Genomic DNA, 26,714 nt, shown 5'->3' with positions numbered 1-26,714 from the left:
GCGGACATGTCCCGCCGCCCCGGCCCCGCCCGCCTGCCCCGCACGCTCGGCGTGCTCGGCCTCGCCCCGCTCCTCGTGCTCGTCGCCTGCACGTCCGGAGAGGAGGCCACCACGCCCGGTGGCGAGCAGGACCAGGGCACGGAGGTGCCGGAGCCGGTCGAGCTCGGCCTGGCGGGCGCCGTCGAGGACCACCTGCGGGCCGTCTCCGACCTCGGCGCCGATCTCGTGGCCGAGGCGGGTCAGGACACGCTCGTCGTCTCACCCGCGGGCCTGGCGACGACCCTCGCGATGCTCGGCGCCGGTGCCGGCGGAGCCACACGCGGCGAGATCGAGGACCTGCTCGGCGCCGACGTCGACGCCACGCTCGAGGCGATCCAGGCGCTGCGCGCCGCCCGCTCCGACCTCGACCAGGACCCGGCCATGATCGAGCTCGACCCGCTGCCCGACCACGCGATCCTCCACCTCGCGAACCAGGTCGTGCTCGCCGAGGGGACCGAGCCCCACCAGGCGTGGAGCGACACCGTGACCGGGCGCCTCGGGACGGAGGTCGTCACCGCGGGCGAGGACGAGCTCCAGCAGGTCCTCGACGACTGGGTGAACCTCCACACCGCGGGACTCGTCGAGGAGTCGGGCATCGATGCCGACCAGGACACGCTGCTCGTCGTCCAGGACGCGCTGCTCGTGGCCTCCGCGTGGCTGACGAACTTCTCGGAGTCCTCGACGTCGGAGGAGGACTTCACGCTGCCGGGCGGCGACGTCGTCCGGGTGCCGACGATGCACGCGGAACGACCTCAGGCGTATGCCGAGGTCGACGGCCACCAGGTTGTCGCCTTCGACCTGCTCGACGGTCTCGACCTCGCGGTCCTGCTGCCCGCCGAGGGGACCGCCCCGACGCAGGTCACCGCCGAGCAGTGGTCGAGCGTGTCCGACGCGCTCGCCGAGGGCGAGCAGCCGATCGTCGAGCTCGCCCTGCCGCGCGCCGACGTGGAGACCAGCCTCGACCTCATGCCCCTGCTCGGCACGCTCGGGGCCGCCGAGCTCGTCGGCGGCTCGCCGGACCTCGGCGGCATCCTCGAGGAGGATCTCGTGGTGGACCAGGCCGTGCAGCAGGCCCGCCTCCAGGTCGGCGAGGAGGGTGTGGTCGCGGCCGCAGTCACCGAGATCGGCGGCACCGGATCCGCCCAGCCGCCGCCGGAGCGGGTGGAGATGACCGTCGACCGGCCCTACGCGCTGCGCATCGTCGACCAGGACGGCTGGGTCCTCCTGCACGGCGTGATCGGCGACCCGCGCGGCGAGGCCTAGGCCCGCGCGGACAGCCCCCACACGCGGTCGAGGAACGCGGCCTCGGCCTCCGCGGCGCGCACGATCGCCTCGGTGGAGCGGAAGCCGTGCCCCTCGCCGTCGAGCACGACGAGCTCGACGTCCCCGCCCGCGGCCCGCATCGCGTCGGCGACCCCGGTCGCCTGGTCGAGCGGCACCACCCGGTCCTCGGAGCCCTGCAGGAGCAGCACGGCCGCCGTGATGCGGTCGACGTGCCGGACCGGGGAGCGCTCCTCGTACGTGGCGTCCGCCTCCGGCAGCGGTCCGACGAGGCGGTCGAGGTAGCGCGACTCGAAGTCGTGGGTGCCCTCGGCCAGCGTGCGCAGGTCACCGATCCCGTAGCGCGAGATGCCGGCGCTGAACACGTCCGTGAACGCCAGCGCGGCCAGGGTCGTGTAGCCGCCGGCAGACGCACCGCGCACCGCCATCCGCTCGCCGTCGACGAGGCCGCTCTGGGCGAGGTGCCGGGCCCCGGAGGCGACGTCGGCGACGTCGACGACGCCCCACTGGCCGTCCAGCCGGTCCGCGTAGGCCCGTCCGCGCCCGGTGGACCCGCGGTGGATGACGTCGAGGACCGCGAACCCCCGGGTCGTCAGGGACTGGATCGACCCCGACCAGGTCGCCGTCGTCGACGCCGTCGGGCCGCCGTGGTTGACGACGACGAGAGGCGGCAGCTCGCCGGCCGGACCGGCGTACCGCTCGGAGGTCGGCGGGTAGTAGAAGCCGTGGACCTCCTCGCCGTCGTCCCCGGTCCAGGCCACCGAGCGGGCGTGCGCGACGTCCCCCGGCGCGAGCGGGCCCGTCGCCTCCCCGGCGAGGAGCTCCCAGCGGCCCGTACCGGGCGTGAGCTCGTAGAGCGCGGGTGGTCGGTCGGCGCCCGCGAGGACGGCGAGGACCCGGCCGAACCCGGCCGCGACGGGCCCCACGGCCTCCAGCCCCGTCACCCACTCCTCGGCCTCCCCGTTGGCGAGCCGCACGGTGCCCAGGTGCCAGCGGTCGTCGGTGACCCACGTGCACAGCACGTGCTCGTCGTCGAGCTCGGTGATCGTGCGGGGGCCCAGGCCCCACTGGGGCGGTGCGAACTCGGAGTCCACGGGGTGCAGGTCCCGCAGGCGGCGTTCCTGCGACGTGGGCGCCTCGGTCCGGTAGAGGTTCTGCCAGCCCGAGGAGTCGTCGGCGTGGACCAGGTCGCCGGAAGACGTCCACACCGGCTGCGAGGCCGCGACACCGTCGCCGCCCGCGACCCGCGCGGCCGCGCCGGGCCGGCCGTCGTCGTCGAGCGTGGCGACCCACACCTCGCCGCCGGTCCACGGCATCTCCGGGTGGTCCCAGGCGACGTAGGCGAGGGCGTCGCCGGCGGGGGACAGGCGCGGCGAGGTGACGAAGTCGCGGCCGTCGAGCAGGACCTCGAGCAGGTCCGCGTCGTCGCTCGCCGAGCCGTCGATCGGGACGCCGACGATCTGCGCCCGGTGCCGTCCGCCGTCCTCGCCGGGTGCCGACCGGACGGCGATCACCCGCTCGCGCGCGAGGTCGAGCTCGAGGTCGCCCCACGCGGAACCGTCGTCGGGGGTCAGGGGCTCGAGCACGTGCCCGTCGACGACGCCGTGCAGCCGGGAGTCGCCCCGGTCCGACACGACGACGACGCCGCCGCCGACCGCGTAGGCGAGCCCGCCGTAGCCGTGGACGTCGGAGGCGACGTCGGGCGTGGTCCCGTCGGGCCGGATGACGGCGCGGGAGGAGACCTCACCGTCGAGGCCGCGGTGGACGAGGGTCGTCCGTCCGCCGTCGGCGGGTCGCTGCTCCGTCCACCAGGCGCCCCGGTCGTCGAGGCGGGGCTCGCCCACCCGCGTGCCGCCGGCGAGCCGGTGGACCGGGACCGGCCACGGCCAGGTCCCGTGGGGACGGACGTGCGGGACGACCTCGTCGGCGCTCATCGGCCCAGGCTACGCGCCTGGTGCGGTGCATCACCGCGACCTGTGTCGGCGACGCGCCTAGAGTTGGTCGGGCCCGAAGGTCCCGACCGATACGTCAAGGAGCGCGATGAGTCTGCTGGAGTCGATCCGCGAGCCCGCGGACCTCAGGCGCCTCGACCGCGCCGAGCTCGGCGTGCTCGCCAAGGAGATCCGCGAGTTCCTCGTGGACAACGTCTCCCGCACGGGCGGGCACCTCGGGCCCAACCTCGGCGTGGTCGAGCTGACGATCGCCCTGCACCGGGTCTTCGACTCGCCCCGCGAGACCATCGTGTTCGACACCGGGCACCAGTCGTACGTGCACAAGATGCTCACGGGCCGCCAGGACTTCCGTGCGCTGCGCACGAGCGACGGCCTGTCGGGCTACCCCTCCCGCGCGGAGTCCCCGCACGACGTCGTCGAGAACTCGCACGCCTCGACCTCCCTGTCCTGGGCGGAGGGGATCTCGCGGGGGCGCCTGCTGGCGGGCGACGACTCCCCGGTGGTCGCGGTCATCGGCGACGGCGCCCTGACGGGCGGCATGGCCTGGGAGGCGCTCAACAACATCGCCGACGGTCCCGACCGGCCCCTGGTCGTCGTCCTCAACGACAACGGCCGTTCCTACGCACCCACGATCGGCGGCATGGCCCGCCATCTGGACGGGCTGCGCACCGCGCCCGGTTACGAGAAGGTCCTGGGGTGGGGCCGCCGCAGCCTGCAGCGCGCGGGCGTCCCGGGGCGCATGACGTACGACGCGCTGCACGCGATGAAGGCTGGGGTCAAGGACGTCGTCGCACCGAGCGCCGGCGTGTTCGGGGCGCTCGGCCTGAAGTACCTCGGCCCGGTCGACGGCCACGACCTCGACGAGGTCGAGGCTGCGCTCGCGCGCGCCAAGGAGTTCGGCGGCCCCGTCGTCGTGCACGTGCAGACGGAGAAGGGTCGGGGCTACGAGCCCGCCGAGTCGGACATCGCCGACCGCTTCCACGCGGTGGGCAAGATCCACCCCGAGACGGGGCTGCCCGTCGCGCCGTCGCGCTTCGGCTACACGGCCGTGTTCGCGGACGAGATCGTCAAGGTGGCCCGAGAGCGTGCGGACGTCGTGGCCCTCACGGCGGCGATGCTCGCACCGGTGGGTCTCGCTCCGCTCGCGGAGCGGATGCCGGAGCGGGTGGTCGACGTCGGCATCGCCGAGCAGCACGCGCTGACGTCGGCGGCGGGCATGGCCTACGCCGGCCTGCATCCCGTCGTCGCGGTCTACGCGACGTTCCTGGGCCGCGCGTACGACCAGCTGCTCATGGACGCGGCGCTGCACCGGGCGGGCGTGACGATCATGCTCGACCGCGCCGGAATCACCGGCGACGACGGCGCCTCGCACAACGGGATGTGGGACCTCGCCCTGCTGAGCACGGTCCCGCGCCTGCGCCTGGCGGCCCCGCGCGACGAGGCGACGCTGCGTCGCGCCCTGCGTGAGGCGGTCGACGTCGACGACGCGCCGACGGTGGTGCGCTACCCCAAGGGGAGCGTCGCCGACCCCCTCAACGCGGTCCGGGTCGAGGACGGGCTCGACGTGCTGGCCGAGCTGGGGGAGAAGACCCAGGTGCTCGTCGTCGGCGTCGGCTCGATGGCGGGCGTCGCCGTCGAGGTCGCCCGCGCGCTGGACGCGCAGGGGATCGGTGCGCGGGTCGTCGACCCCCGGTGGGTGCTGCCCGTGCCGCCCGCCCTCGTGCGCGCGGCCGCGTCGGCAGAGCTCGTGGTGACGATCGAGGACGGGCTCGCCGACGGCGGTGTGGGCTCCGCCGTGCGGGACGCCCTGGCACGCGCGGAGGTCGAGGTGCCGGTGCGCAGCCACGGGCTGCCGACCGAGTTCCTCGAGCACGCCTCCCGCACGCAGATCGTCGAGTCCGCCGGCCTACGGGCCCAGGACGTCGCGCGATCGGTCGCCGAGCACGTGGCGGCCCGCCGCGGCTCGACCTACCGCGGCTCGGCCTACCGCAGCTCGCCGGCGCCGCGCAGGTAGGGCGTCAGACCCCCGCGGTGCCGCGGGAAGCCGGCGCCGAGGATCATCGCGAGGTTGACGTCGTCCTCGGAGGCGACGACGCCCTCGGCCAGCAGCAGCCGGGTCTCCTCGCCGAGCGCGGCGACCACGCGGTCGAGCACCCCGGACTCGGTGACCGCCGCGGGGTCGCCGTCCGCGTCGGCACCCGGGTCGGCGGCGCTGCCGTGCCCGAACCGGGCCGCGAGGTCCTCGGCCAGGCGCCCGTCGGGCGTCATGGCGCGGGCGCCGTCGACGACCAGGGAGCGCAGGCCGGCCGAGGCGGGGTACCGGTCGCCGAGGCCCGCGCGCAGCGCCTCGATGGCGTGCTCGGCGACGGCGGCACCGACGAGGTCGAGCAGCGCGAACGGCCGCATCGGCAGGCCCATCGGATCCAGCGCACGGTCGGCGACGGCCGGCGGCGTGCCGTCCTCGACGGCCCCGAGGAGCTCCGCGAGCAGGCGCAGCAGGAGCCGGTTGACGACGAACCCCGGGGCGTCCCGGACGTCGACGGCGATCTTCCCCGCGGCGGCCGCCACCGCTCGGGCCGTCGCGTGCGTCGTGTCGTCGGTGGCCGGCGTGCGCACGACCTCGACGAGCGGCATCCGGCCGACCGGGTTGAAGAAGTGCAGGCCGACGAGCCGGTCCGGGCGGGCGAGCGCCTCGCCCATCGCGGTGACGGACAGCGCGGAGGTGTTCGTGGCGAGGATCGTGTCGTCGGCGAGGACCCCCTCGAGCTCGGCGAGGACCGCCCGCTTGACGTCGAGCCGCTCCGTCACCGCCTCGATCACGAGGTCGCACCCGGCGAGGTCGTCGAGATCGGTCGTCGCCGAGACGAGCGAGCGCACGTCGGCGGCCGCCTCGGCGGTCGTGCGCCCGGCGTCGACCTCCTTGGCGAGCGCGGCGTCGACGGCGGCGAGTCCCGCGGCGCACCGGGCCTCGTCGAGGTCCCGCATGACGACCGGCACCTGCAGCCGGGAGGCGAGCAGCAGCGCGAGCTGGGCCGCCATGAGGCCCGCACCGGCCAGGCCGGCGCGGGTGACGGGCCGCGAGCCGCCCCGCCCGGAGCGGGCCGCCCGCGCCTCCGCGCGTGCCGTCGAGCGAGCCTTGCGCAGGAGCCGGGCCGCGTACATCGACGACCGGCCGGCCTCACCCGTGGCGAGCTCGACGAGGGCGTCGTCCTCGGCGGCGAAGGACGTCGCGACGTCGAGGGTGGCGGCCCCGCCGACGAGCTCCCAGGCGCGCTGCGGCGCGGGGTTCCCGGTGGAGGCCGCACGCGCGACCGCCGAGCGACGACGCCCCAGCGCCTCCGTGGTCCGGCTGAGGTCGGCGTCGGACCGCCCACCGCCGGGGGCCGCGCTCACGCGGCCCGCGGCGACCTCGGCGGCCAGGAGGTCGATCGCGGCGGCCAGGCCGAGGTCTCCCGCCGGCTCGACGACGGCGTCGACGAGCCCGTGCTCGAGGGCCGCGGCCGCGTCCAGCGTGGCGTCCTTCGCGGGCAGGTCGAGGATGACGCGCAGCGCCGTCTCCGGCCCCACGAGCCGGGGCAGGAGGGTGCACCCGCCCCACCCGGGGACGATGCCGAGCGAGGTCTCGGGCAGGCCGATCGCACGCACGGAGCACGCGGCGACGCGGTACCCGCACGCGAGCGCGACCTCGTACCCACCGCCGAGGGTGACTCCGGTGAGGTGCGCGAGCGAGGGCACCGACAGCTCCCGGATCGCGGTGGCCAGGGTGTGCCCGGCCGTGGCGATCGGTGCGAGCTGCTCGGGCGTGTCGGCGGACTCGAGCAGGTCGAGGTCCGCGCCCGCGATGAAGCTCCGGTCGGTCCCGGTGAGCACGACGGCGTCGACCGCGCCCGCCCGCCCGTCGGCGTCGACCTCCCGGACCGCCTCGGTGAGCCGCGCGAGACCCAGGTCGCCGATCGTCGTCGGGCGCGCCGGGTCGGGGGCGGCGATCGTGAGGACGGCAACGGTGCCGAGCTCGTGGGTTCGGTCGGAACGGGTGACGGCGAGCGCGCGCTCGGCCGACTCGGTGTGCTGCACGTGGAGCCTCCGCGGGGGTAGGTAGGTGAGACTCACGGTACCGGGTTCCTGCTCGGACGTGACACCCGTCGGACCGGCGCGCTGCGCTCGGCGGGCCGCCTGCGCTCGGCGGGCCGCCTGCGCTCAGCGCGCGGCGTCGGCGAGGGCGCTCGCCAGGACCGCGCCGGCCTGCTCGATCTGCCACGGCCGTGCGCCGTGCGCGCGCAGGGCGTCGTCCAGCTCGGCGGGCTCGACCCCGTCCCACGAGACGCGACGCTGGATCGCCGGCGCGAGCAGGTTCTCCTGGGGGATGCCGATCTCGTCGGCGCGGGCCCGCAGCGCGGTGCGCACGGCGTCGAGCCGGACGGCGGCGTCCGGCCGGGCGTCCCCCCAGGAGCGCGGCTGCGGCAGGGCGTCCGGGTCCCGCGGCGGGCGCCGGCCCGGCAGCGCGTCCTCGGGCGCGGCGAGACCCTCCTCGACGGCGGCCCACCAGTAGTCCGCGCGGCGCCTCGTCCCCTTGCCGGAGAACTCCGGCAGCGACGTGAGCGCGTGTCGGCTCTCCGGCAGCTCACGGGCGGCGGCGACGATCGCCGCGGCGGGCAGGACCCGCCCGGGAGCGCGGTCGATGTCCTTCGCGAGCCGCTCGCGGGCCTCCCACACCGCGCGCGCCACGGCCAGCCCGCGCGGGCGCCGGACCTCCTGCAGGCCCGAGGTCCGGCGCCACGGGTCCACCTTGGGCGCCGGGGGAGGGGCGAGCCGCTCGTGCTCGAACTCCTGCAGGGCCCAGGCGAGCCTGCCCGTGCGGGCCAGTGCGACCAGCTGGGCCTCCCGCACCGCAGCGAGGAGCTCGACGTCGAGGGCCGCGTAGCGCCGCCAGTCCTCGGGGACCGGACGGGTCGACCAGTCGGCCGCCGAGTGCTCCTTGGCGAGCGCGTAGCCGAGCTCGTCGGCGACGACGGCGGCCAGGCCGACCCGGGCGCGACCGAGGAGCCGGGCGGCGATCTCCGTGTCGAAGAGCGAGGCGGGCGTGAGCCCGAGCTCGCGCAGGCAGGGGAGGTCCTGGTCGGCGGCGTGCAGGACCCACTCCAGCGGGTTGACCACCTCGGCGAGCGTGGCGAGGTCGGGAAGCGCGACGGGGTCGACGAGGTGGATCTCGCCGTCGGAGCGCCGCAGCTGGACGAGGAACGCCCGCTGGCCGTACCGGAAGCCGGACGCCCGTTCGGCGTCGACGGCGAGGACGCCGCCCGTACGGGAGACCTCCTCGACGGCGGCCGCCAGGGCCTCGGGCGTGTCGACCACCGGGGGAGTGCCGCCGGAGGGCTCGGTGAGCGGCTCGGGCGCGGACGCGCCGTCCTGTTCGGCGTCGACCTGCTCCGGTGCGGCGGCCTGCTCGTCGGCGGTCATCGGCGCCTCGCCAGAGAGGTGACCGTCGACGGCACCGGCTCCAGACCGGCCACGGTGCACGCGAGGTCGGCCCAGGCCGCCAGGTGCGGACCGAGCTCGGGAGTGTTGGGCGTCCACGACGCCCGGACCTCGATCTCGACGTCGCCTCCCGCGAGCTCCAGGCCGCCGAAGGACTCCGAAAGGACGCGGGTGACGCTGCCGGACAGGTGGCGGAACCCGGCGCCCTGGGTGACGAGGGACTCGCACAGCCAGGACCAGGCGACCTCGCCGAGCAGCGCGTCGGCCCCCATCTCCTCCTCGAGCCGGGCGCGGGCGAGGACGACCACTCGGAACGTCCCGCCCCAGGCGTCCTGCCCGTCCGGGTCGTGCAGGACGACGAACCGTCCGTGCCCGAGGAAGGCGTCGGGGTCGAGGTCGCCGGGGGAGTGGGTGATCTCCGCGGTGAGCGCGGCGGTGAAGGGCGCCAGGCGGGCGGGCGGGGGCACCTCCTCGAGGTGCACCTCCCGCCGCAGCCGGGGCTCGCGCAGCGAGAGCAGCGCACGCTCGAAGTCCGCGGGGATGTCCCGGCCCGTGCTGCTCACCCCGACAGGCTAGGCGCGCGCCGCGGACGTGGTCGGCGGCGCGCCGGGCGTGGCACAGTTCCTTCGGTGAGCCACCCGGACCTGCGCCCCGTCGTCCTCGGATCCGACCTCGGCACCTACTCGGTCGCCCGCGCCTTCCACGAGGCCTTCTCGGTCCGCTCGACGATCGTGCTCAACCAGCCGCGCGGACCCGTGGACCACAGCGCGATCCTCGACCAGCTCTACCTGGGCAGGGGAGGGACGCTCGACACCGGGCTCGTCCTCGACCGCCTCGAGGAGCACGCCGCCGCCCACCCCGACCGACGCCACCTCCTCATGCCGACGATGGACCAGGACGTCGACATGATGCTCACCCACCGCGAGCGCCTCGAGAAGAACTACCTCGTGGGGCTCGCGCCCGCCGAGCTCGTGCGCGCTGCGTCGGACAAGGCGAACCTCGAGCAGGTCGCGCGGTCGGTCGGCGTCCCGACGCCCCGGGGTACGGAGGTGTCGCTCACCGACGACGAGGACGCCTGGGCGGCCGCGCTGAAGGAGGTCCCGCTGCCGGCGATCCTCAAGCCCGCCGACGGCGGGACCACGTACGCCAACCTGTTCTTCGAGGGCCGGAAGAAGGCCTACCCGGTGGCCGACCGGGCAGAGGCGATGGACGTCCTGCGCCTCGTGCGGGGCGCCGGGTTCACCGGCACGTTCCTCGCCCAGGAGCTGGTCCCCGGGGACGACACGACGACGTGGGTCGTCAACGGCTACGTCGACTCCTCGGGGCGGATGACGATGGCCGCCACCGGGCAGGTCCTGCTGGGGCTCCACCAGCCGGGCTTCATCGGCAACGCGGGGATCATCTACGTCCGGGAGCACCCCGACCTGCTCGAGGACGCCCGCCGGGTGATCGGTGCCCTCGGCCTGACGGGCCTGTTCAGCATCGACGTGAAGATCGACCCGCGGGACGGCCGGCGGGTGCTGCTCGACGTCAACCCGCGTGCCGGACGGGGCGGCTACTACGTCAACGTGGGCGGGCTCAACCTCATGGAGGCCCTCGTGGCCGACCGGGTCGAGGGCCGTGCGCTGCCGGAGCGCGTGGCGTCCCGCCGCGGCGTCATGGCGTTCGTGCCGACCGTCGTGCTGCCGCGCTACGTGCGCGACCGGCGGCTCCTGCGCGAGGTGCTGGGTGTGCTCGCGAGGCGCCGGGCGGTCAACCCGCTGCTCTACCGCAGGGACCGCAACCTGCGCCGGTCGCTCTACGCCCGCCAGGCGGGCCTCAACCAGCTCCGCGCGCTCGCGGCCCACTACCCGCGGCCCACGGCCACGGGGTTCTAGGCCGGCTGCGCACGTGCGGCGGGCAGAAGTCCGCTCATTCGCGGGGACGGGGGTCAGCGGCGGCGCAGCCCGGCCAGCCGCCGTCGGGCCGCCTGCTTGAGGTGCCGGCCGGCGACGAGCGTGCGGTACACGCCGGGACGCACCGGGAGGTCGCGTGCGGCGGCGGCCGGGACGACGTCGGGGTGGAACTTCGTCTTGAACATGGTGAGCCCGGCGAGCGAGTCGAACTCCGCCGAGCCGACGCCGCCGAGGTCGTAGGTGCGCACCCCCTCGGCCTGGAGCCGCTGCATGATCTCCCACTGGAGCAGGTCGGGCGCGCCGGAGTGCCGGGCCGACTCGCCCGACGCGCCGATCGAGTACGTCGCGTGCGCTCCGATGACGTTGACCTGTGCCCACGCGACGGGTCGGCCGGCGTCGCGCACGACGAACAGCCGCATGATCTCCGGCCCGACGAGGCGCATCATCTCGTGGTACCGGTCGGCGGGGTGCACGCCGAACGCCGCGCGCTCGCCGGTCTCCTCGAACAGCGCGTACAGCTCGTCGAACGCCGCCCGGTCCAGCCCGGTGTCCTCCGTGACGGTAAGGCCCTCCTCGCGCTCCGCCCTGCGCACGTCGCGCCGGCCGCGCTTCTTCATCCGCGCCAGAACGTCCTCGGCCGTCCCGGTGAGGTCGACGACGACCGTCGAGTCGAACGTGATGCCCTGCATGACGGGGACCAGGTCGACGTCGTCGTAGCGGGCGTGCAGCCGGACGAACGCCACCCCCGGGTCCACGCGCCTGAGCGACGCCGCCAGCTGGTCGCGCAGCGCTCGCTCCCGCTCGGGGGTCGGCTCGTCGAGCCAGACGGGCCCGAACTTCGCCCACAGCCACGAGACGCCGGCGCCGACCGAGACCTTCGACAACGAGACGACGGCGACGGCCTCGCGCCCCTCCCAGGCCGCGAGCCGGCCCCACGGGGTGCGGCCGGCCACGGTGGCGTCGTAGTCGTCCCACTCGATGGTCTGCTCCACGGGCATCGCGGCGTCGGCGGTGAGCCGCCGGTACTCGACGTCGTCGCAGGGGCGGAGCTGAAGCGTCACGTGACCTCCGGTGGATGGGCGCCCGCGGGTCGTCGGGCAGGGCCAGGCTATCGCCGACGCGTATGGTGTGCGGTGTCCGGCGCCCGTGAGCCGCCCACCGCTCCCCGACGCACCCGGAGGTGCCGTGCCCCGCTCGCAGATCGTCCCGCTGACCCCCGGCGCGCTGGAGGAGGCGGTCGCCGCGGCCGGCCGCGAGCTCCCCGTCGAGCAGTCCGAGGCGTGGGACGCGTACGACGCGGCGATGCCGGGGCGTGAGCCCGCCGGCCGGCTGGCCTGGCTGCTCGACGGCGAACCGCAGGCCGTCCTCGCGCTGTCCCGTCTGCGTGGGCGCGGCTTCACCTACCTGTGGGCCCGGCACGGACCCGTCTGGCTCACCGCCGACACCCCCGAGGCGGAGCACGCGCTGCGCCGGGCGCTCACCCGGTCGCTCCGCGCCGCCGAGCCGCGGGCGGCGTTCGTCCGGCTGCACGCCCGCCACCCGGCGGACGACCTGTTCGAGCTGCTGCAGTCCGTGACCTACGACCGGACCGTCGTCCTCGACCTCGCGGGCACCGGCGACGCCGAGACGCTCCTGGCCGGCATGAAGAAGCGGGGCCGGCGCGACGTGCGCAAGGCCGGCCGCAACGAGGACCTGGTCCCCGGCGAGGAGACCGGGATCGACGCCGCCGGGTTCGCCGAGCTCTACGCGCTCCTGGAGGAGACCGCCGAGCGCGACGGCTTCGGCATCGCGGTCTCGAGCCAGTACACGACCATGCTCGACTCGCTCGGCCCGGAGCACGCCCGGCTGTTCGTCGTGCGCGACCGCGAGGGGCAGCCCCTGTGCTGGGGGATCGTCACGGTCGGCGAGGGGCTGGCCACGTACTACTACGCGGCATCGAGCCACGCGGGCCGCCGGGCGGGCGCGCCCGACCTGCTCGTCTGGCACATGGCGGCCACCCTGCAGGCCGAGGGGGTGCGCACCTTCGACCTCATGGGCATCGACTCCCCGCGCGCACCGCGCCTCACCGGCGTGCGGGACTTCAAGACCAAGTTCTCCGACGACGTCACCGAGGTGCCGGGAGCGTGGGACGTCCCGCTGCGGCCCGCCCTCTACCGGGCGCTCGTGGCCGCACTGGCCGGAAAGCGGCGCGCCGTCGCCGCGCTGGCGTCGGTGCGCTCGGCGCTCCACCGATCGACGTCCGACGCAGACGCCGCCGCTGACGCCTGATCCTCTGGGTCGGTCCCGTCGACCCTGTGGACGACACTCGTCGGGTGAGAGTCAACTCACCAATCTCTCCACCTGTTTCTGATTTTCGGCACCTCCGCGTTGGCTATATATCGGTTAGGGTCGCCTTACCTCACTGCGCGAGGCCCGTACCACTTAGACCGATGGAGAGCTCATGAACACCCTGCGCTGCACCCTGATCGGCGGGTCCGCCGCGTTCGCACTGCTCGCGACCGCCGCCTGCTCGTCCGCCGACGACGAGTCGAGCGAGGTGCCCGAGGACGACGGCACGAGCGAGGAGGCCCCCGAGGAGGAGGGCGGCGTCGACACGGAGCCCGAGGCCGGCTCCGACGGGTCGGAGACCGGCTCCGACGAGGCGGGCTCGGACGAGGCAGGCTCCGACGACCCGGCCGCCGGTGGCGCCGTCGAGTTCGAGGACAACAACGGTACGCACACGCTCGACTCCGCGCCGGAGTCGATCGTCGTCACCGACAACCGCAGCTTCGAGACCCTGGCCGACTGGGGCATCGAGCCCACCGCCGCCGCCGTCTCGCTCATGCCCGAGACGGTGACCTTCCCCAACCAGGACGAGATCGTCGACCTCGGCAACCACCGCGAGCCGGACCTGGAGGCCGTGGTCGTCGCCGACCCGGACATCATCGTCAACGGCCAGCGCTTCACCCAGTACGCCGAGGACTTCGCCGAGCTCGCGCCGAACGCCGTCGTCACCGACCTCGACCCCCGCGAGGGCGAGCCGTTCGACGCCGAGCTCGCCCGGCAGGTCACCCAGCTCGGCGAGATCTTCGGCCACCAGGACGAGGCCGCGACGCTGGTCGAGGAGCTCGAGGCCGCCGTCGAGCGGGTCACCGCCGCGTACGACCCCGAGCAGACGGTCATGGCCGTCAACACCTCTGGCGGCAACATCGGCTACCTCGCGCCGACCGTCGGCCGCACGCTCGGCCCGGTCTTCGACATCGCCGGCCTGACCCCGGCGCTCGAGATCGACGACGCGTCCGACGACCACCAGGGCGACGACATCTCGGTCGAGGCCATCGCCGACTCCAACCCCGACTGGATCCTCGTCATGGACCGCGACGCTGCCGTCGGGGCGGACGAGGAGGGCTACACGCCGGCCCAGGAGCTCCTCACCGGCTCCGAGGCGCTGTCCGGCGTCACGGCCGTCCAGGAGGACCAGATCGTCTACATGCCCGAGGACACCTACACGAACGAGGGCATCCAGACCTACACGGAGTTCCTCAACGACTTCGCGGACGCCCTCGAGGGCGCTGCCTGATCCCGCGATGAACCAGCGGCGGTGGGCCGGCCCGTCCACCCGGCCCACCGCCGCTCCTCGCCCCGCGGGCCGCGCGGGGCACGAGCCACGACGTCCTCGACGAAAGACACCATGACGACGACCGACACTGCGCCGCGAGCGCGCACGAGGGGGAAGCTCGCCGACCGCAGGCTCGCGGTCGGCATCGCCGTCGTGGCGCTCCTGCTGGTCGCGTCCCTGCTGACCGGCGAGTACGACATCTTCGGCGACAACCCCACGGACGTCGACATGTTCGCCATCACCCGGGTGCCGCGCACGGTCGCGCTCGTGCTGGCCGGCGCCGCGATGGCCATGTGCGGGCTCATCATGCAGCTCCTCACGCAGAACCGGTTCGTCGAGCCGACGACCACGGGCACCACCGAGTGGGCTGGTCTGGGCCTCCTCACGGTGATGATCCTGTTCCCGGGCGCGAGCATCCTCGGCCGGATGACCGGGGCCGTGATCTTCGCGTTCGTCGGCACGATGATCTTCTTCCTGTTCCTGCGCCGGGTGTCGCTCAAGACCTCCCTCATCGTCCCGATCGTCGGCATCATGCTCGGCGCGGTCATCGGCGCCGTCTCCACGTTCGTCGCGCTGACGACCGACATGCTGCAGAACCTCGGTGTCTGGTTCGCCGGCAGCTTCACCTCCGTGCTGCGTGGGCAGTACGAGCTGCTGTGGCTCGTCGCGCTCGTCGGCGTCGCCGTGTTCCTCGTGGCCGACCGGTTCACGGTCGCCGGGCTCGGCGAGGAGATCTCGACGAGCGTCGGGCTCAACTACAACCGGATCATCCTGCTGGGCACCACGCTCGTCGCGATCGCCACCGGGGTGGTGACGGTCGTCGTCGGGAACCTGCCCTTCCTCGGGCTCATCGTCCCCAACATCGTCTCGATGGTCCGGGGCGACGACCTGCGCAGCAACCTGCCGTGGGTGTGCCTGCTCGGCATCGCCGTCGTCACCGTCTGCGACCTCATCGGTCGCACGATCATCTCCCCGTTCGAGGTGCCGGTCTCGCTGGTGCTCGGGGTCGTCGGCTCGATCGTCTTCATCGCCCTCCTCCTGCGGCAGCGTCGTCGTGGCTAGCCCGACGACGGCCCACGACCCCGGGCCGACCACCGGTGAGGACGACGTGACGGGCCCGCCCGAGATCACGGCGCCGATGCGCCCCCGCAGCGCCCGGCGCACCTCCGGCTCCTTCCAGACGCGACGCCAGCAGGTGCGCTACTGGCTCGTGCTGTCGCTCATGATCCTGCTGTCGGTCGGCTTCGGCTTCGGTTTGCTCGCCTACGACAACCCCGTCCCGATCTCCGACGACCGGTTCTGGATCATCGCGCGGATGCGTGCCACCGACGTCGTCGTCATGGCGCTGGTGGCCACGTGCCAGGCGATCGCGACCGTCGCCTTCCAGACGGTGACGAACAACCGGATCATCACGCCGTCGATCATGGGCTTCGAGTCCCTCTACGTCGCGGTCCAGACCTCCGCGGTCTACTTCCTCGGCGTCGCCGGGGTCGTCGCGGTCCAGGGCGTGCCCCAGTTCGCGCTGCAGGTCGCCCTCATGGTGGTCTTCGCGCTGTTCCTCTACGGATGGCTGCTGTCCGGGAGGTACGCGAACCTTCAGGTCATGCTGCTCGTCGGCATCATCATCGGCGCCGGGCTCGGCTCGGTGTCGACCTTCATGCAGCGCCTGCTCACGCCGAGCGAGTTCGACGTCCTCACCGCACGCCTGTTCGGCTCCGTGTCCAACGCCGACGCCGACTACCTCCCGCTCGCGATCCCGCTGTGCGTCCTCGCCACGGGCGCCATCCTGCTGCGCGCCCGTCGGCTCAACGTGGTCGCCCTCGGCCGGGACATCAGCATGGGACTCGGGGTCAACCACCGGGCCGAGATCATCAAGGTGCTGTTCCTCGTCTCGATCCTCATGGCCGTCTCCACCGCGATGATCGGCCGGATGACGTTCCTCGGCTTCCTCGTGGCGACGCTCGCCTACCAGTTCTCCGGCACGCACGACCACCGGTACACCCTGCCGATGGCCGGCCTCACCGGCTTCGTCGTCCTGTCCGGCGCCTACTTCGTCATGCGGAACATCTTCTCGGCGGCCGGCGTGGTCTCGATCCTCATCGAGTTCGTCGGCGGCATCGTCTTTCTCGTCGTCATCCTCAGGAAGGGGCGCCTGTGATCACGCTCGACGCCGTCCGCAAGGACTACAGCTCAGAGGTGACGATCGGTCCCGTCACCATCGAGATCCCTGCCTGCGGTGTGACGGCCCTCGTCGGCCCCAACGGTGCCGGCAAGTCGACCACGCTGACGATGGTGGGCCGGCTCCTCGGCATGGACTCGGGCGCGATCGAGATCGCCGGCTACGACGTCTCCAGCACGAAGTCCCGCGACCTCGCGAAGATCGTGTCCGTCCTGCGCCAGGAGAACCACTTCATCACCCGGCTCACGGTGCGCCAGCTCGTGGGCTTCGGACGGTTCCCCTACTCGCAGGGGCGACTGACCAGGCGGGACGAGGAGCTGATCAGCCAGGCGATCGACTTCCTCCACCTCTCCGAGCTCGAGGGCCGCTACCTCGACCAGCTCTCCGGCGGCCAGCGACAGCGCGCCTACGTGGCCATGGTGCTCGCGCAGGACACCGAGTACGTGCTGCTGGACGAGCCGCTCAACAACCTCGACATGAAGCACTCGGTCCAGATGATGAAGCACCTGCGCCGGGCCGCGACCGAGCTGGGCCGGACCGTCGTCATCGTGCTGCACGACATCAACTTCGCCGGCAAGTACGCCGACCACATCTGCGCGATGAAGGACGGCATGGTCTGCGACTTCGGCACGTCGGAGGAGATCATGACCGACGAGGTGCTCACGCGGGTGTTCGACACCCCGGTGCGCGTCATCGACGGCCCCGACGGACGCCTCGCGGTCTACTACTAGGCGCCCGTTCGTCGCACGACGACGACGCCCGGCCCGTCGAGCGTGACCGCCCCGGCGGTGGTGCTGGTCGTGGCCGGGTCCCAGGCGAGCAGCACCTCGGGGCCGTCCACGGTCGCGCCGGGCTCGGACGGGGCCGCGCCGGGCCGGTCGCCGATCGCGTCGGCGCCGGCGAGGGGAACGGTCGTCGGCGCGTCCGGCGTCGCACGTGTCACGGCGACGACGTCGATGCCGCCGCGCGACATGCGCAGCCAGCCGGCCTCGTCGTCGACCGCGACCGCCGTCGCCGAGCGGTCCCCGCTCGCGAGGTCCGGCTCCGCGCGCCGCAGCGCGAGCGCGGCGGCGTAGAACGCCCGGATGCGGTGGCCGCGCTCCGTCGTCGCCTCGTCCCGGTCGAGGACCGAGGCTTCGCGCGTGGCGGGGTCCTGGGGGTCCGGGACCTCGGGCTGCTCGCCGTCCGCGCCCCAGCCGTGGCGGGCGAACTCCGCGCGACGGCCCTCGGTGACGGCGCGGCCGAGGTCGGGGTCGATGTGGTCGGTGAAGAACTGGAAGGGCGTGCGTGCGCCCCACTCCTCGCCCATGAACAGCATCGGCGTGTAGGGGGACAGCAGGACGATCGCGGCGGAGACCGCGAGCTGCGCGTCGTCGAGCACGACGCTCGGGCGGTCCCCGACGGCGCGGTTGCCGACCTGGTCGTGGTTCTGGCCGAAGACGACGAACCGGTGGCCGTCCACGTCGTCGTCGACCGGCCGTCCCCAGTCCTGCCCGCGGAAGGTGGACCATCCGCCGTCGTGCACGAACACGCGCGTGAGCGCGTGCGCGAGCGTGCTCCCGGCGCCGAAGTCGACGTAGTAGCCCTCCCCCTCACCGGTGAGCCACGCGTGCAGGGCGTGGTGGACGTCGTCGACCCACTGGGCGTCCATACCGAGGCCGCCCTCGGCCGTCGGGGTGACCATCGCGTGGTCGTTGAGGTCCGACTCCGCGACCAGCGTGCGCGGCAGCCCCAGGCTCTCGCCGAGCGCGTGCACCCGGTCGGCGAGCTCGGCCAACAGGTGCGGCTCGGAGGTGTCCTCGATCGCGTGCACCGCGTCGAGCCGCAGGGCGTCGACGTGGAAGTCCGACAGCCAGCGCAGGGCGTTCTCCAGGAAGAACGCGCGCACCTCGGCGGACCTTTCGCCGTCGAGGTCCGGACCCGACCCCCACGGGGTCTGGTGGCGTTCGGTGACGTAGTCGGCGAAGACGCCGAGGTAGTTGCCGTCGGGACCGAGGTGGTTGTAGACGACGTCGAGGCACACCCCCAGGCCGTGGGAGTGCGCCGCGTCGACGAAGCGCTGCAGCGCCGCCGGCCCGCCGTAGGAGTCCTGGACCGCGTAGAGGCCCACGCCGTCGTACCCCCAGCCCCGGACGCCGGGGAAGGCGGCGAGCGGCATGAGCTCGATCATCGTCACCCCCAGCTCTGCCAGCCCTCCGAGGTGGGTGATCGCGGCGTCGAGCGTGCCCTCGGCGGTGAACGTGCCGACGTGCAGCTCGTAGATCACCGATCCCGGGAGCGCGACCCCGGCGAAGCCCATGTCCGTCCAGTCGAAGGTGGAGGGGTCGTGGAGCCGCGAGGGCCCGTGGACGCCGTCGGGCTGGTGGGCGGAGCGGGGGTCCGGCACCGGGTCGCCGCCGTCGCGGGAGAAGAGGTACTCCGTGCCGGAGGGCCAGGGGGCGTCGGCCGTCCACCAGCCGCCCGACCGCCGGACCAGTCGGTGGCGGCCGACCGCGGGGGCCGCGGCCTGCTGCTCCCCGTCGGCCGGTCCGACCGCGGTGACGACGGCGTCGATGCTGCTCGCGTCGGGCGACCACACGGCCGGGACGAGCGGGTGGCGCACGAGGGCGTCGGTCTCCGCGTCGCGGTCGCCGAGCGGCGGGCGAGGGTGCCGCGGCCGGGCGTCCTGCGGGTCGGGGATCATGCGGAGGCCTCCAGGACGGCGACGGGACGGTGGGCGAGGAGCTCGGCGAGCAGGGTCGCGCCTCCCTCGTGGCGGGTGCCGGTGAGGACGTCGGTCCAGGTGCCGGGCGGGAGGACGACGGTGTGCTCGTGGAACCCCCCGAGCGCACGCAGCCCCTCGGCCAGGCGCGTGGCGACGGTGACGGCCCGGGGCTCGCCGTCCATCGTGCGGGTGAGGGCCACGGCGTGCTGGGTCGTCGTGGGCAGCGGCGCGTACCCGGACCGTTCGCCGACGAACGCGTTCGGCACGCGCCTGCGCAGGCGCAGCACGGCGGCCGTCAGGGCGAGCTTCTCCTCGCCCAGGTCGCCCGGGGTGCGGCCGGCGTCGAGCTCGGCGAGGGTGGCCGCGATCGCGCCGTGGTCGACGGGGCGACGGTTGTCGGGATCGACCAGCGAGTCGGTGAGGAGCTCGGTGCCCTGGTAGACGTCGGCCACCCCGACGAGCGTGAGCTGGAGCGCCTTGGTCCCGAGCACCGAGGTGCGCAGCGAGTGCGCGGTGTCCGCGACCCAGCCGGCGAACCGTTCGCGCACGGCCGGCTCGGCCGTCATGGCGGCGACCCAGGCCGTGAGCTCCTCCTCGCCCGCGGCGTCCTGGTCGGTCCAGGTGGTCCAGGTCTTCTGCTCGCGGACCGCCTTGAGCAGGTAGTCGGTCAGGCGGACGGCCTCGATCGGGCCGTCGGGGCCCCAGGTCCCGGCCAGCGTCTGCCAGACGAGGTTCTCGGTGCGCCCATCGAGGTCGGCGGGGCGGCGTTCGGCCGTGAGCTCGCGCAGGTCGGCGACCAGGGAGCGCCACGCCGCGGCGTGCTCGGAGATCACTCCGATGCGTGCCCGGACGTCCTCGCTGCGCTTGGTGTCGTGCGTCGATCCGTTGGTCATCGTCGCCGGCCAGAACGTCTGTGTGCGCCCGGCCCAGGCGTGCAGCTCGTCGACCGAGAGCGAGCCGCGCTGGGGTGCGCCGCCCACCTCGTTGAGCGAGAGCAGGTGGGTCCACCGGTAGAAGGTCGTGTCCTCGACGCCCTTGGCGGTCACGGCACCGCAGACCTGCTGGAACCGCACGATGATCTCGTCCCGGCGGGCCTCGCGGGTCCGCCCCGCGGAGCCCACCTCGCGGCCCAGCACCAGGTCGACGACGACGTCGAGGGTCTCGTGCCGGTCGGCGTCCAGCCGGGTCCGGGCGGTGGCGGCGGCATCCTCGACGAACGCCTCCGACTCCGGCGGCGCGGGCTCGCCCGGCACGACGTAGGCACGGTAGCGGTGCACCGCGATCACGAGCTCGCGCACGCACTCCAGCAGCGGCCGGAACGAGTGGTCGCGGAGCCGGACGTCGTCGTCGCACACGTCGGACAGCAGGGTGGCGAGGCGGTGCACCTCGGCGTAGAGGGAGCCCTCGACGATCTGCCGCTTGGCCGCGTCCCGGACCGACTCGTAGTCGCCGGGCGCGTCGCCGGCGATCTGCTGCATGAGCGCACCGGTGGTCGGCAGACCGGCCGGGTCCACCTGGATGCCGTGCAGCCGCCAGGCGGCGTCGTAGCCCGTGGTGCCGGCGACCTGCCAGTCACCGGGCAGGTCCTCGTCGTCCTCGAGGATCTTCTCGGCGACCACCCAGGCGCCCCCGGTGGCCTCGTGGAGGCGCCGGAAGTATCCGCGCGGGTCGGCCAGGCCGTCGGGGTGGTCGACCCGGAGCGCGTCGATGACGCCGTCGTGGAGGAGCGTGAGCAGCAGGCCGTGCGTGGCGTCGAAGACGGCCTCGTCCTCCACCCGGATCGCCGCGAGGGAGCCGACGTCGAAGAACCGCCGGTAGTTGAGCTCCTCGTCGGCGACCTTCCAGTAGGCCAGGCGGTAGAACTGGCGGTCGAGCAGGTCCGCGAGCGGGAGCTGCTCGGTCCCGGCCCGCACCGGCAGGACGTGGTCGTAGTAGGTGAGGACGTGCTGCTCGCCGGCGTCCTCCTCGCCGGGCACCACGGCAGTGGTCAGCTCGATCTCGCCGTCCGCGAGCGCGGCGCCGATGCGGCGGCCGAGGACCGGCATGAGCACGCCGCCACCTCCCTCGGACAGGTCGACGTCGAACCACGAGGCGTAGGGCGAGTCGGGGCCGAGCGCGAGGACCGACCACAGGGCGCGGTTGTGCCAGGCGGGTGTCGGCACGGCCATGTGGTTGGGCACGAGGTCGACGACGACGCCCATGTCCAGCTCGTGCGCGGCGCGGGCCAGCCGCTCGAGGCCGTCACGGCCCCCGAGCGTGGCGGAGATCGTCGTGTGGTCGACGACGTCGTACCCGTGCGTCGAGCCCGGCGCCGCGGTGAGCACGGGGGAGAGGTAGACGTCCGTGACGCCGAGGTTCGACAGGTGGTCGAGCTGTCTGCCGACGTCGTCGAACGTGAGGTCCGGACCGAGCTGCAGACGGTACGTACTCACCGGGGTACGCCTGCCGGGACCGGGCAGGTGCGCGGCGGCCGCGGCCCTCGTGGTGGCCTCGACGGCCGAGCGATCGGTGGCCGGGTGGTCGGTGGCCGACGTGTCGTTGGCCTCGTGGTGCGTGGTCACGTGCATCCTCCGGGGTCGTCGACTCGTCCGGGTCCAGTCTGCCCGGTCGCGGAGGTCCGTGCCCGCCGGCTCCGGGAGCGGGCAGGGGGCGGCCGACCGGTCCTACTCGGGTGTGTCGGCGGCGGCGTCGGACTCGGGGTTCCCGTCGTCGTCGGGGGAGGGGCTGTCGTCGGGCTCGTCGGCGGTGACCGCCGTCTGGCGGCGGCCTCCGCCCCACGCCGGTGAGGTGGGGATGCGTCCCGTGACGGTCCGACCGACGGCGTCGGCGGGGGCCGCCTCACGGGAGCCCTGCGGGCTCAGGAGGACGACCGTCGACCGGGCCACCACCGTGACCTGCGAACCCGCCGCGAGATCGCCGGACTGCGTCCGCTCCCCGGCGGAGTCCAGGACGACGGACCAGGTCGGCCCCCACTCGGCGAGCGGCAGCGTGACGAGGACGTCCTCGTGGGAGGCGTTGAGGATGATGAGCAGCGAGTCGTCGAGGATCCGCTCGCCGCGCGCGTCGGGCTCGGCGATGGCCTCGCCGTTGAAGAAACAGACGATGGTCTTGGCGTCGCCGCCCCAGTCGTGGTCGGCCATCGGGGCGCCGTCGGGGGCGAACCAGGCGAGGTCGGGCAGTCCGTCCGGCGACTCGGCGAGCGGCTCGCCGGTGAGGAACCGGCGGCGCCGCAGGACGGGGTGCTCGAGGCGGAACTCGACGAGCTCACGCGTGAACCCGAGCAGGTGCTGCGCGTCCTCGTCGAGGTCCCAGTCCACCCAGGAGATCTCGTTGTCCTGGCAGTAGACGTTGTTGTTGCCGCCCTGGGTGCGGGCGATCTCGTCGCCGTGCGAGATCATCGGCACGCCCTGGGACAGCAGCAGGGTGGTGAGCATGTTCCGCTGCTGGCGGGCGCGGAGCGCGTTGATGGCCGGGTCGTCCGAGGGGCCCTCGACGCCGCAGTTCCAGGACCGGTTGTGCGACTCGCCGTCGCGATTGTCCTCGCCGTTCGCCTCGTTGCGCTTCTCGTGGTAGCTGACGAGGTCGCGCATCGTGAAGCCGTCGTGGGCGGTGACGAAGTTGATCGACGCCACCGGGCGGCGACCCGAGTGCTCGTAGAGGTCCGAGGAGCCGGAGAGCCGGTAGGCCAGGTCGCCCAGCATGCCGGGCTCACCACGCCAGTAGTCCCGGACCGTGTCGCGATACTTGCCGTTCCACTCGGTCCACAGCGGCGGGAACCCACCGACCTGGTAGCCGCCCTCACCCACGTCCCACGGCTCGGCGATGAGCTTGGCCTGGGAGATGATCGGGTCCTGCTGGATGATGTCGAAGAACGACGAGAGCTTGTCCACCTCGTGGAGCTCGCGCGCGAGCGTGGAGGCGAGGTCGAACCGGAAGCCGTCCACGTGCATCTCCTGCACCCAGTAGCGCAGCGAGTCCATGATCAGCTGCAGCGTGTGGGGGCTACGCATGTAGAGCGAGTTGCCCGTGCCCGTCGTGTCGAAGTAGTGCGCCTCGTCGCCGTGGACGAGCCGGTAGTACTGGGGGTTGTCGATGCCCCTGAAGCTGAGGGTGGGACCCATGTGGTTGCCCTCGGCGGTGTGGTTGTAGACGACGTCGAGGATGACCTCGATGCCGGCCTCGTGCATCGCCTTGACCAGGGTCCGGAACTCGTCGACCTGCTCGCCCCGGCTGCCCTGGGAGGAGTAGGCGTTGTGCGGGGCGAAGAAGCCGATCGTGTTGTAGCCCCAGTAGTTGGACAGCCCCTTCTCCACGAGGTGGGGGTCCTGCGCGAACTGGTGGACCGGCATGAGCTCGACGGCGGTCACGCCCAGCGACGTGAGGTGCTCGATGATCGACGGGTGGGCCAGGCCCGCGTAGGTGCCGCGCTGCTCCTCGGGGACATCCGGGTGGAGGCGCGTGAGGCCGGCGACGTGGGCCTCGTAGATGACGGAGTCGTGGTACTCGTGGCCCGGCGGACGGTCGTTGCCCCAGTCGAAGAACGGGTTGACGACGACGGAGACCATCGTGTGGCCGAGCGAGTCCTGCGGCGCGAAGCGGCTCGGGTCGTCGAAGTCGTAGGAGAACAGGGACTGGTGCCCGTCGATCTGACCGTCGACGGCCTTGGCGTAGGGGTCGAGCAGGAGCTTCGTCGGGTCGCAGCGCAGCCCCCGAGAGGGATCCCACGGGCCGTGGACGCGGAAGCCGTAGCGCTGGCCCGGCCTGACCCCGGGGAAGTAGCCGTGCCAGACGTGGGCGTCGACCTCCGTGAGGTCGACGCGGACCTCGCCGTTGTCGTCGTCGACCAGGCACAGCTCCACCCGGTCCGCGACCGTGGAGAAGAGCGCGAAGTTCGTGCCGGCGCCGTCGAACGTCGCGCCGAGGGGGTAAGGGTGGCCTGGCCAGTGCTGCATGGGCACAAGAGTGGCACGTCCACGATCGGGGGGCCTCGCGGACCCTCCGGCGTGCGCGGATGGTCACAGGGCGACGGGCGGTGACGGGCCTGCCGTCGGTGGGGCCCCGGTGTGCGGTTGGGCCCCGGCGTGCGGTCACTCGCTCGCCGCTCGCCGCTCGCCGCTCGCCGCTCGCCCGCTGGTGGGTGGTGGTTGTCGTGGGCACGGTTTTTCCCCAGGTCAGGGTGGGTGGTGGATGTGGCGTAGTTGTCCACAGATTCGGGCATTTCGGTTGTTCTCGAATATGCGTTCGAGTAGCATCGGGGTAGTCGGATCGAGTGGCACGAGGAGGTGCGGGGGCGGTGGCTGAGGACGTGGGTGTGGACCAGGGGTGGTCGGCGTTGGAGGAGTTGCTCTCCGCGCAGATCGAGGCCTGGCTCGCTAAGAAGGCAGCCCAGAACGATGCCGCTTCGGAGTCCGATGCCGATGCCGAGACCGAGGACGTCAGCGACGCCGTCGGGTGCGATGCCGAGACCGATCCCGACGCCGATGCGGACGTCGAGGACGTCGGTGACCGTGAGCTCGACAGCCCCTACGGCACCGGCGCCGGCGCGGCCACTGACAGTGACGACGACCGGGCGGACCTTGACGAGGAGACCCACGACCTGCCCGCTGCGGTCACGCTCACCGGCGACGACGAGGATGAGCAGGACCCGGCCGCGGCGCCTGCGCTCACCGACGCCGCCGCCGCTCGTGAGCAGGGCGTCGCCTTGCATGTTGGCGAGCCCTTGTCGTCGGTGGGTGTGGTCGGTGGCATGCGAGGGGTGGTGGCTCAGCTCGACGCACTGAGCCAGGCTCGCGTGGGCGACCTGTCCGGGCAGGAAGCGATCGACCTGCTGGAAAGCATCGAGGCCGCCGAACGACGACTGACCGCACTACGCGCCACCACCACCGCCAAGGTCGAGACGGATGGTCTGTGGGCGTTGGATGGGCAGCGGTCGTTCCGGACGTGGTTGCGGGACCGGACCGGGACCAGTGCGGCGGTCGCGGGTCGGCAGGCCCGGCAGGCCCGCGCACTGCGCGACGACCTGCCGCTGGCCCATGGGGCGCTGTGTGTGGGGCGGATCAGTGTCGAGCATGTGCAGGTCCTGGTCCGCGAGACCCTGTCCACGGACCGGCTGCGCACCCAGCTCGCCGACACGGAGATGGGTGAGGGGTTCCTGGTCGCTCAGGCCCAGGTCATGCACGCCCAGGACTTCGCTCGCCTGGTCGCGGCGTGGAAGGTCCGGGCCGATCCCGCGGGAGCCGACAAGGCCTGGCGTGAGGACGACGCCCGCGAGGAGCTGACCATCGCTCCGACCACGGGCGGGTACCACCTCACCGGTTGGCTCGACGAGCTGTCCGGACAGGTCGTGACCACCGCCCTGACCGCTCACGCTGGCCGCAAAGGTGCCGATGACGACCGGAGCCCGGCACAGCGCCGGGCCGGCGCACTGGTCGCCCTGGCCCATGAGTCTCTCGACCGAGGCGGGCAGCTGGCCGGCGCCAGGGTCCGGCCGCATGTGACGATCACCGCGACACTGGAGACCCTGACCGCTCTCACCCGGGCGACCGGGTCCGTGATCCCACCCGCGTCGGCGACCGCCGGCTGGAACGCCACCCACGACCTCACCCCCGATGCGGTCCGGGCCTACGCGGGCCTGCCCGAGGGGCAGGTCGTCGGCCCGATCACCGCGGCGGAGTCCCTGACCGCGCCCGGCGGACCCCGCGACCCCCACACCCGCACCCACACCGGGAGCAGCGCTGGCGCTGCGTCCGTCACCGCCCCCGGGGCGGCGAACCACGATGGCAGCGCCCCCAGGCCGGCGAGCGAGGGTGGGGCGGGAGTCTTTGAGCTGTCCGACGAGGCCCGGCAGTGGCTGACCGCGTGGCAGCCGGGTGAGGATCACGTGATCTCAGCCGCGATCGACCCCCGCGTGATGACCGGCACCCAGCCCGCGGCCTCGGCGATCGTGAGCTCACCAGCGAGCACGCTCAACACGATCCGAGTCTTCTTCTCGACCGGAATCGAAGGGGGTCTTCCCATGGTTCTGATTCTCCTTCAGGACTGACTCAACAGCCCTGCCAAGAATCTTGACGCGCGACAGGAGAAACGAATCTTCCCCGCGAACATGACCCGGGCCATCCACGCCCGCGACCAGCACTGCCAATACCCCGGCTGCGACGAACCACCAGGCTTCGGCGAGATCCACCACTGCCTGCACTGGTACAAGGACCACGGCCCCACCAGCATCGAACACGGCATCCTGCTGTGCTGGCACCACCACGACCTCATCCACGCCCGCAACATCACCATCACCCGCACGCGCGGCCGATGGCACTTCCACGACCAACACGGCCGCCCCATCGAACCCACCCGACGCAACGAGCTACCTCAGCGCGAGTGACAGCGCACCACCGCCCGGGGAGTCACCCGACGAGGACGCCCGCGCGAGTAGAGGTGCACCGCCGCCCTCAGGCGCGGGGCACGAGCCGGGTCGATGGTCGGGGAGGCCGCAAGGCGAGGACCGAGCGACGACGTCACCGGCCGATATCCGTGCCGCCCCACCTGCGCCGTTCAGATGGATTGGTCCGCGGCACAGCCCGGCGAAGAGCGCGCC

The 26,714-nt window shown here is 73.3% G+C and carries 18 protein-coding genes; 10 read left to right on the top strand and 8 right to left on the bottom strand.

All coding sequences use genetic code 11. From position 1 onward, the window contains the following. Positions 1-6 precede the first annotated feature (6 nt). Positions 7-1,302 carry a serpin family protein gene (locus tag ACPYO4_RS08725; RefSeq protein ID WP_425708835.1) on the top strand — a complete coding sequence of 432 codons (1,296 nt, stop codon included), beginning with the start codon at positions 7-9 and terminating at the stop codon, positions 1,300-1,302. On the opposite strand, the gene ACPYO4_RS08720 is transcribed toward ACPYO4_RS08725, so the two are convergent. Further along, positions 1,299-3,254 carry a prolyl oligopeptidase family serine peptidase gene (locus ACPYO4_RS08720; protein WP_425708834.1) on the bottom strand — a complete coding sequence of 652 codons (1,956 nt, stop codon included), beginning with the start codon at positions 3,252-3,254 and terminating at the stop codon, positions 1,299-1,301. The genes ACPYO4_RS08725 and ACPYO4_RS08720 overlap by 4 nt on opposite strands. A gap of 106 nt (positions 3,255-3,360) precedes the next feature. Here ACPYO4_RS08720 and dxs point away from each other — a divergent pair, with 106 nt between their 5' ends. Continuing rightward, complete coding sequence (dxs, locus tag ACPYO4_RS08715; RefSeq protein ID WP_425708833.1) at positions 3,361-5,286, top strand: 1-deoxy-D-xylulose-5-phosphate synthase; 1,926 nt, start codon at positions 3,361-3,363, stop codon at positions 5,284-5,286. On the opposite strand, the gene ACPYO4_RS08710 is transcribed toward dxs, so the two are convergent. From ACPYO4_RS08710 to ACPYO4_RS08700, 3 genes are all read right to left on the bottom strand, one after another. Further along, a complete protein-coding gene (locus ACPYO4_RS08710) occupies positions 5,256-7,346 on the bottom strand; it encodes a 3-hydroxyacyl-CoA dehydrogenase NAD-binding domain-containing protein (protein ID WP_425708832.1) in 2,091 nt (696 codons plus the stop codon). The two genes, dxs and ACPYO4_RS08710, sit on opposite strands and share 31 nt — an antisense overlap. A 123-nt stretch (positions 7,347-7,469) precedes the next feature. Further along, the gene (locus tag ACPYO4_RS08705) at positions 7,470-8,729 is read right to left on the bottom strand and encodes an HRDC domain-containing protein (protein ID WP_425708831.1); all 1,260 of its coding nucleotides are present in this window, start codon (positions 8,727-8,729) and stop codon (positions 7,470-7,472) included. Further along, positions 8,726-9,310: a DUF3000 domain-containing protein gene (locus tag ACPYO4_RS08700; protein ID WP_425708830.1), complete on the bottom strand. Its 585-nt coding sequence runs from the start codon at positions 9,308-9,310 to the stop codon at positions 8,726-8,728. The genes ACPYO4_RS08705 and ACPYO4_RS08700 overlap by 4 nt, the downstream gene beginning before the upstream one ends. Before the next feature lie 66 nt (positions 9,311-9,376). Here ACPYO4_RS08700 and ACPYO4_RS08695 point away from each other — a divergent pair, with 66 nt between their 5' ends. After that, the gene (locus ACPYO4_RS08695; protein ID WP_425708829.1) at positions 9,377-10,624 is read left to right on the top strand and encodes an ATP-grasp domain-containing protein; all 1,248 of its coding nucleotides are present in this window, start codon (positions 9,377-9,379) and stop codon (positions 10,622-10,624) included. A 53-nt stretch (positions 10,625-10,677) separates the two neighbouring features. Here ACPYO4_RS08695 and ACPYO4_RS08690 read toward each other — a convergent pair whose 3' ends face one another. Further along, a complete protein-coding gene (locus tag ACPYO4_RS08690) occupies positions 10,678-11,703 on the bottom strand; it encodes a lipid II:glycine glycyltransferase FemX (RefSeq protein ID WP_425708828.1) in 1,026 nt (341 codons plus the stop codon). Between the two features lie 124 nt (positions 11,704-11,827). Between ACPYO4_RS08690 and ACPYO4_RS08685 the strand changes: the two genes are divergently transcribed. From ACPYO4_RS08685 to ACPYO4_RS08665, 5 genes are all read left to right on the top strand, one after another. Next, positions 11,828-12,910: a lipid II:glycine glycyltransferase FemX gene (locus ACPYO4_RS08685; protein WP_425708827.1), complete on the top strand. Its 1,083-nt coding sequence runs from the start codon at positions 11,828-11,830 to the stop codon at positions 12,908-12,910. A gap of 172 nt (positions 12,911-13,082) precedes the next feature. Further along, positions 13,083-14,201 (top strand): ABC transporter substrate-binding protein, encoded by a 1,119-nt coding sequence (locus ACPYO4_RS08680; protein WP_425708826.1) that lies wholly within the window; start codon positions 13,083-13,085, stop codon positions 14,199-14,201. 111 nt (positions 14,202-14,312) lie between these two features. Next, positions 14,313-15,302, top strand: coding sequence for an ABC transporter permease (locus tag ACPYO4_RS08675; protein ID WP_425708825.1), 990 nt, complete (start codon positions 14,313-14,315; stop codon positions 15,300-15,302). Further along, complete coding sequence (locus ACPYO4_RS08670) at positions 15,295-16,398, top strand: iron chelate uptake ABC transporter family permease subunit (protein ID WP_425708824.1); 1,104 nt, start codon at positions 15,295-15,297, stop codon at positions 16,396-16,398. The genes ACPYO4_RS08675 and ACPYO4_RS08670 overlap by 8 nt, the downstream gene beginning before the upstream one ends. Then, positions 16,395-17,150 carry an ABC transporter ATP-binding protein gene (locus ACPYO4_RS08665; RefSeq protein ID WP_425708823.1) on the top strand — a complete coding sequence of 252 codons (756 nt, stop codon included), beginning with the start codon at positions 16,395-16,397 and terminating at the stop codon, positions 17,148-17,150. Before ACPYO4_RS08670 ends, ACPYO4_RS08665 begins: the two co-directional genes overlap by 4 nt. Here the strand turns inward: ACPYO4_RS08665 and treZ are convergent. From treZ to glgX, 3 genes are all read right to left on the bottom strand, one after another. Further along, the gene (gene treZ, locus ACPYO4_RS08660; RefSeq protein ID WP_425708822.1) at positions 17,147-19,102 is read right to left on the bottom strand and encodes a malto-oligosyltrehalose trehalohydrolase; all 1,956 of its coding nucleotides are present in this window, start codon (positions 19,100-19,102) and stop codon (positions 17,147-17,149) included. The two genes, ACPYO4_RS08665 and treZ, sit on opposite strands and share 4 nt — an antisense overlap. After that, the gene (gene treY / locus ACPYO4_RS08655) at positions 19,099-21,684 is read right to left on the bottom strand and encodes a malto-oligosyltrehalose synthase (RefSeq protein ID WP_425708821.1); all 2,586 of its coding nucleotides are present in this window, start codon (positions 21,682-21,684) and stop codon (positions 19,099-19,101) included. The genes treZ and treY overlap by 4 nt, the downstream gene beginning before the upstream one ends. A 102-nt stretch (positions 21,685-21,786) precedes the next feature. Continuing rightward, positions 21,787-24,075, bottom strand: coding sequence for a glycogen debranching protein GlgX (gene glgX, locus ACPYO4_RS08650; RefSeq protein WP_425708820.1), 2,289 nt, complete (start codon positions 24,073-24,075; stop codon positions 21,787-21,789). Between the two features lie 341 nt (positions 24,076-24,416). Between glgX and ACPYO4_RS08645 the strand changes: the two genes are divergently transcribed. Both ACPYO4_RS08645 and ACPYO4_RS08640 read left to right on the top strand, forming a co-directional pair. Further along, a complete protein-coding gene (locus tag ACPYO4_RS08645) occupies positions 24,417-26,165 on the top strand; it encodes a DUF222 domain-containing protein (RefSeq protein WP_425708819.1) in 1,749 nt (582 codons plus the stop codon). A gap of 60 nt (positions 26,166-26,225) precedes the next feature. Then, complete coding sequence (locus ACPYO4_RS08640; protein ID WP_425708818.1) at positions 26,226-26,501, top strand: HNH endonuclease signature motif containing protein; 276 nt, start codon at positions 26,226-26,228, stop codon at positions 26,499-26,501. The last annotated feature ends 213 nt before the right edge of the window (positions 26,502-26,714 follow it).

Source organism: Georgenia sp. Z1491 (assembly GCF_049856175.1).
Lineage (GTDB): Bacteria > Actinomycetota > Actinomycetes > Actinomycetales > Actinomycetaceae > JB111.
The sequence above is the reverse complement of the archived record's forward strand: the minus strand, read 5'-3'. Positions and strand labels throughout refer to the sequence as shown.

Excerpts from the sequence above, each read along its gene's own strand:
- ACPYO4_RS08680 (WP_425708826.1), top strand. The coding sequence starts at position 13,083 with ATGAACACCCTGCGCTGCACCCTGATCGGCGGGTCCGCCGCGTTCGCA.
- treZ (WP_425708822.1), bottom strand. The coding sequence starts at position 19,102 with ATGATCCCCGACCCGCAGGACGCCCGGCCGCGGCACCCTCGCCCGCCG.
- ACPYO4_RS08705 (WP_425708831.1), bottom strand. The coding sequence starts at position 8,729 with ATGACCGCCGACGAGCAGGCCGCCGCACCGGAGCAGGTCGACGCCGAA.
- glgX (WP_425708820.1), bottom strand. The coding sequence starts at position 24,075 with ATGCAGCACTGGCCAGGCCACCCTTACCCCCTCGGCGCGACGTTCGAC.
- ACPYO4_RS08725 (WP_425708835.1), top strand. The coding sequence starts at position 7 with ATGTCCCGCCGCCCCGGCCCCGCCCGCCTGCCCCGCACGCTCGGCGTG.
- ACPYO4_RS08640 (WP_425708818.1), top strand. The coding sequence starts at position 26,226 with ATGACCCGGGCCATCCACGCCCGCGACCAGCACTGCCAATACCCCGGC.
- dxs (WP_425708833.1), top strand. The coding sequence starts at position 3,361 with ATGAGTCTGCTGGAGTCGATCCGCGAGCCCGCGGACCTCAGGCGCCTC.
- ACPYO4_RS08720 (WP_425708834.1), bottom strand. The coding sequence starts at position 3,254 with ATGAGCGCCGACGAGGTCGTCCCGCACGTCCGTCCCCACGGGACCTGG.
- ACPYO4_RS08675 (WP_425708825.1), top strand. The coding sequence starts at position 14,313 with ATGACGACGACCGACACTGCGCCGCGAGCGCGCACGAGGGGGAAGCTC.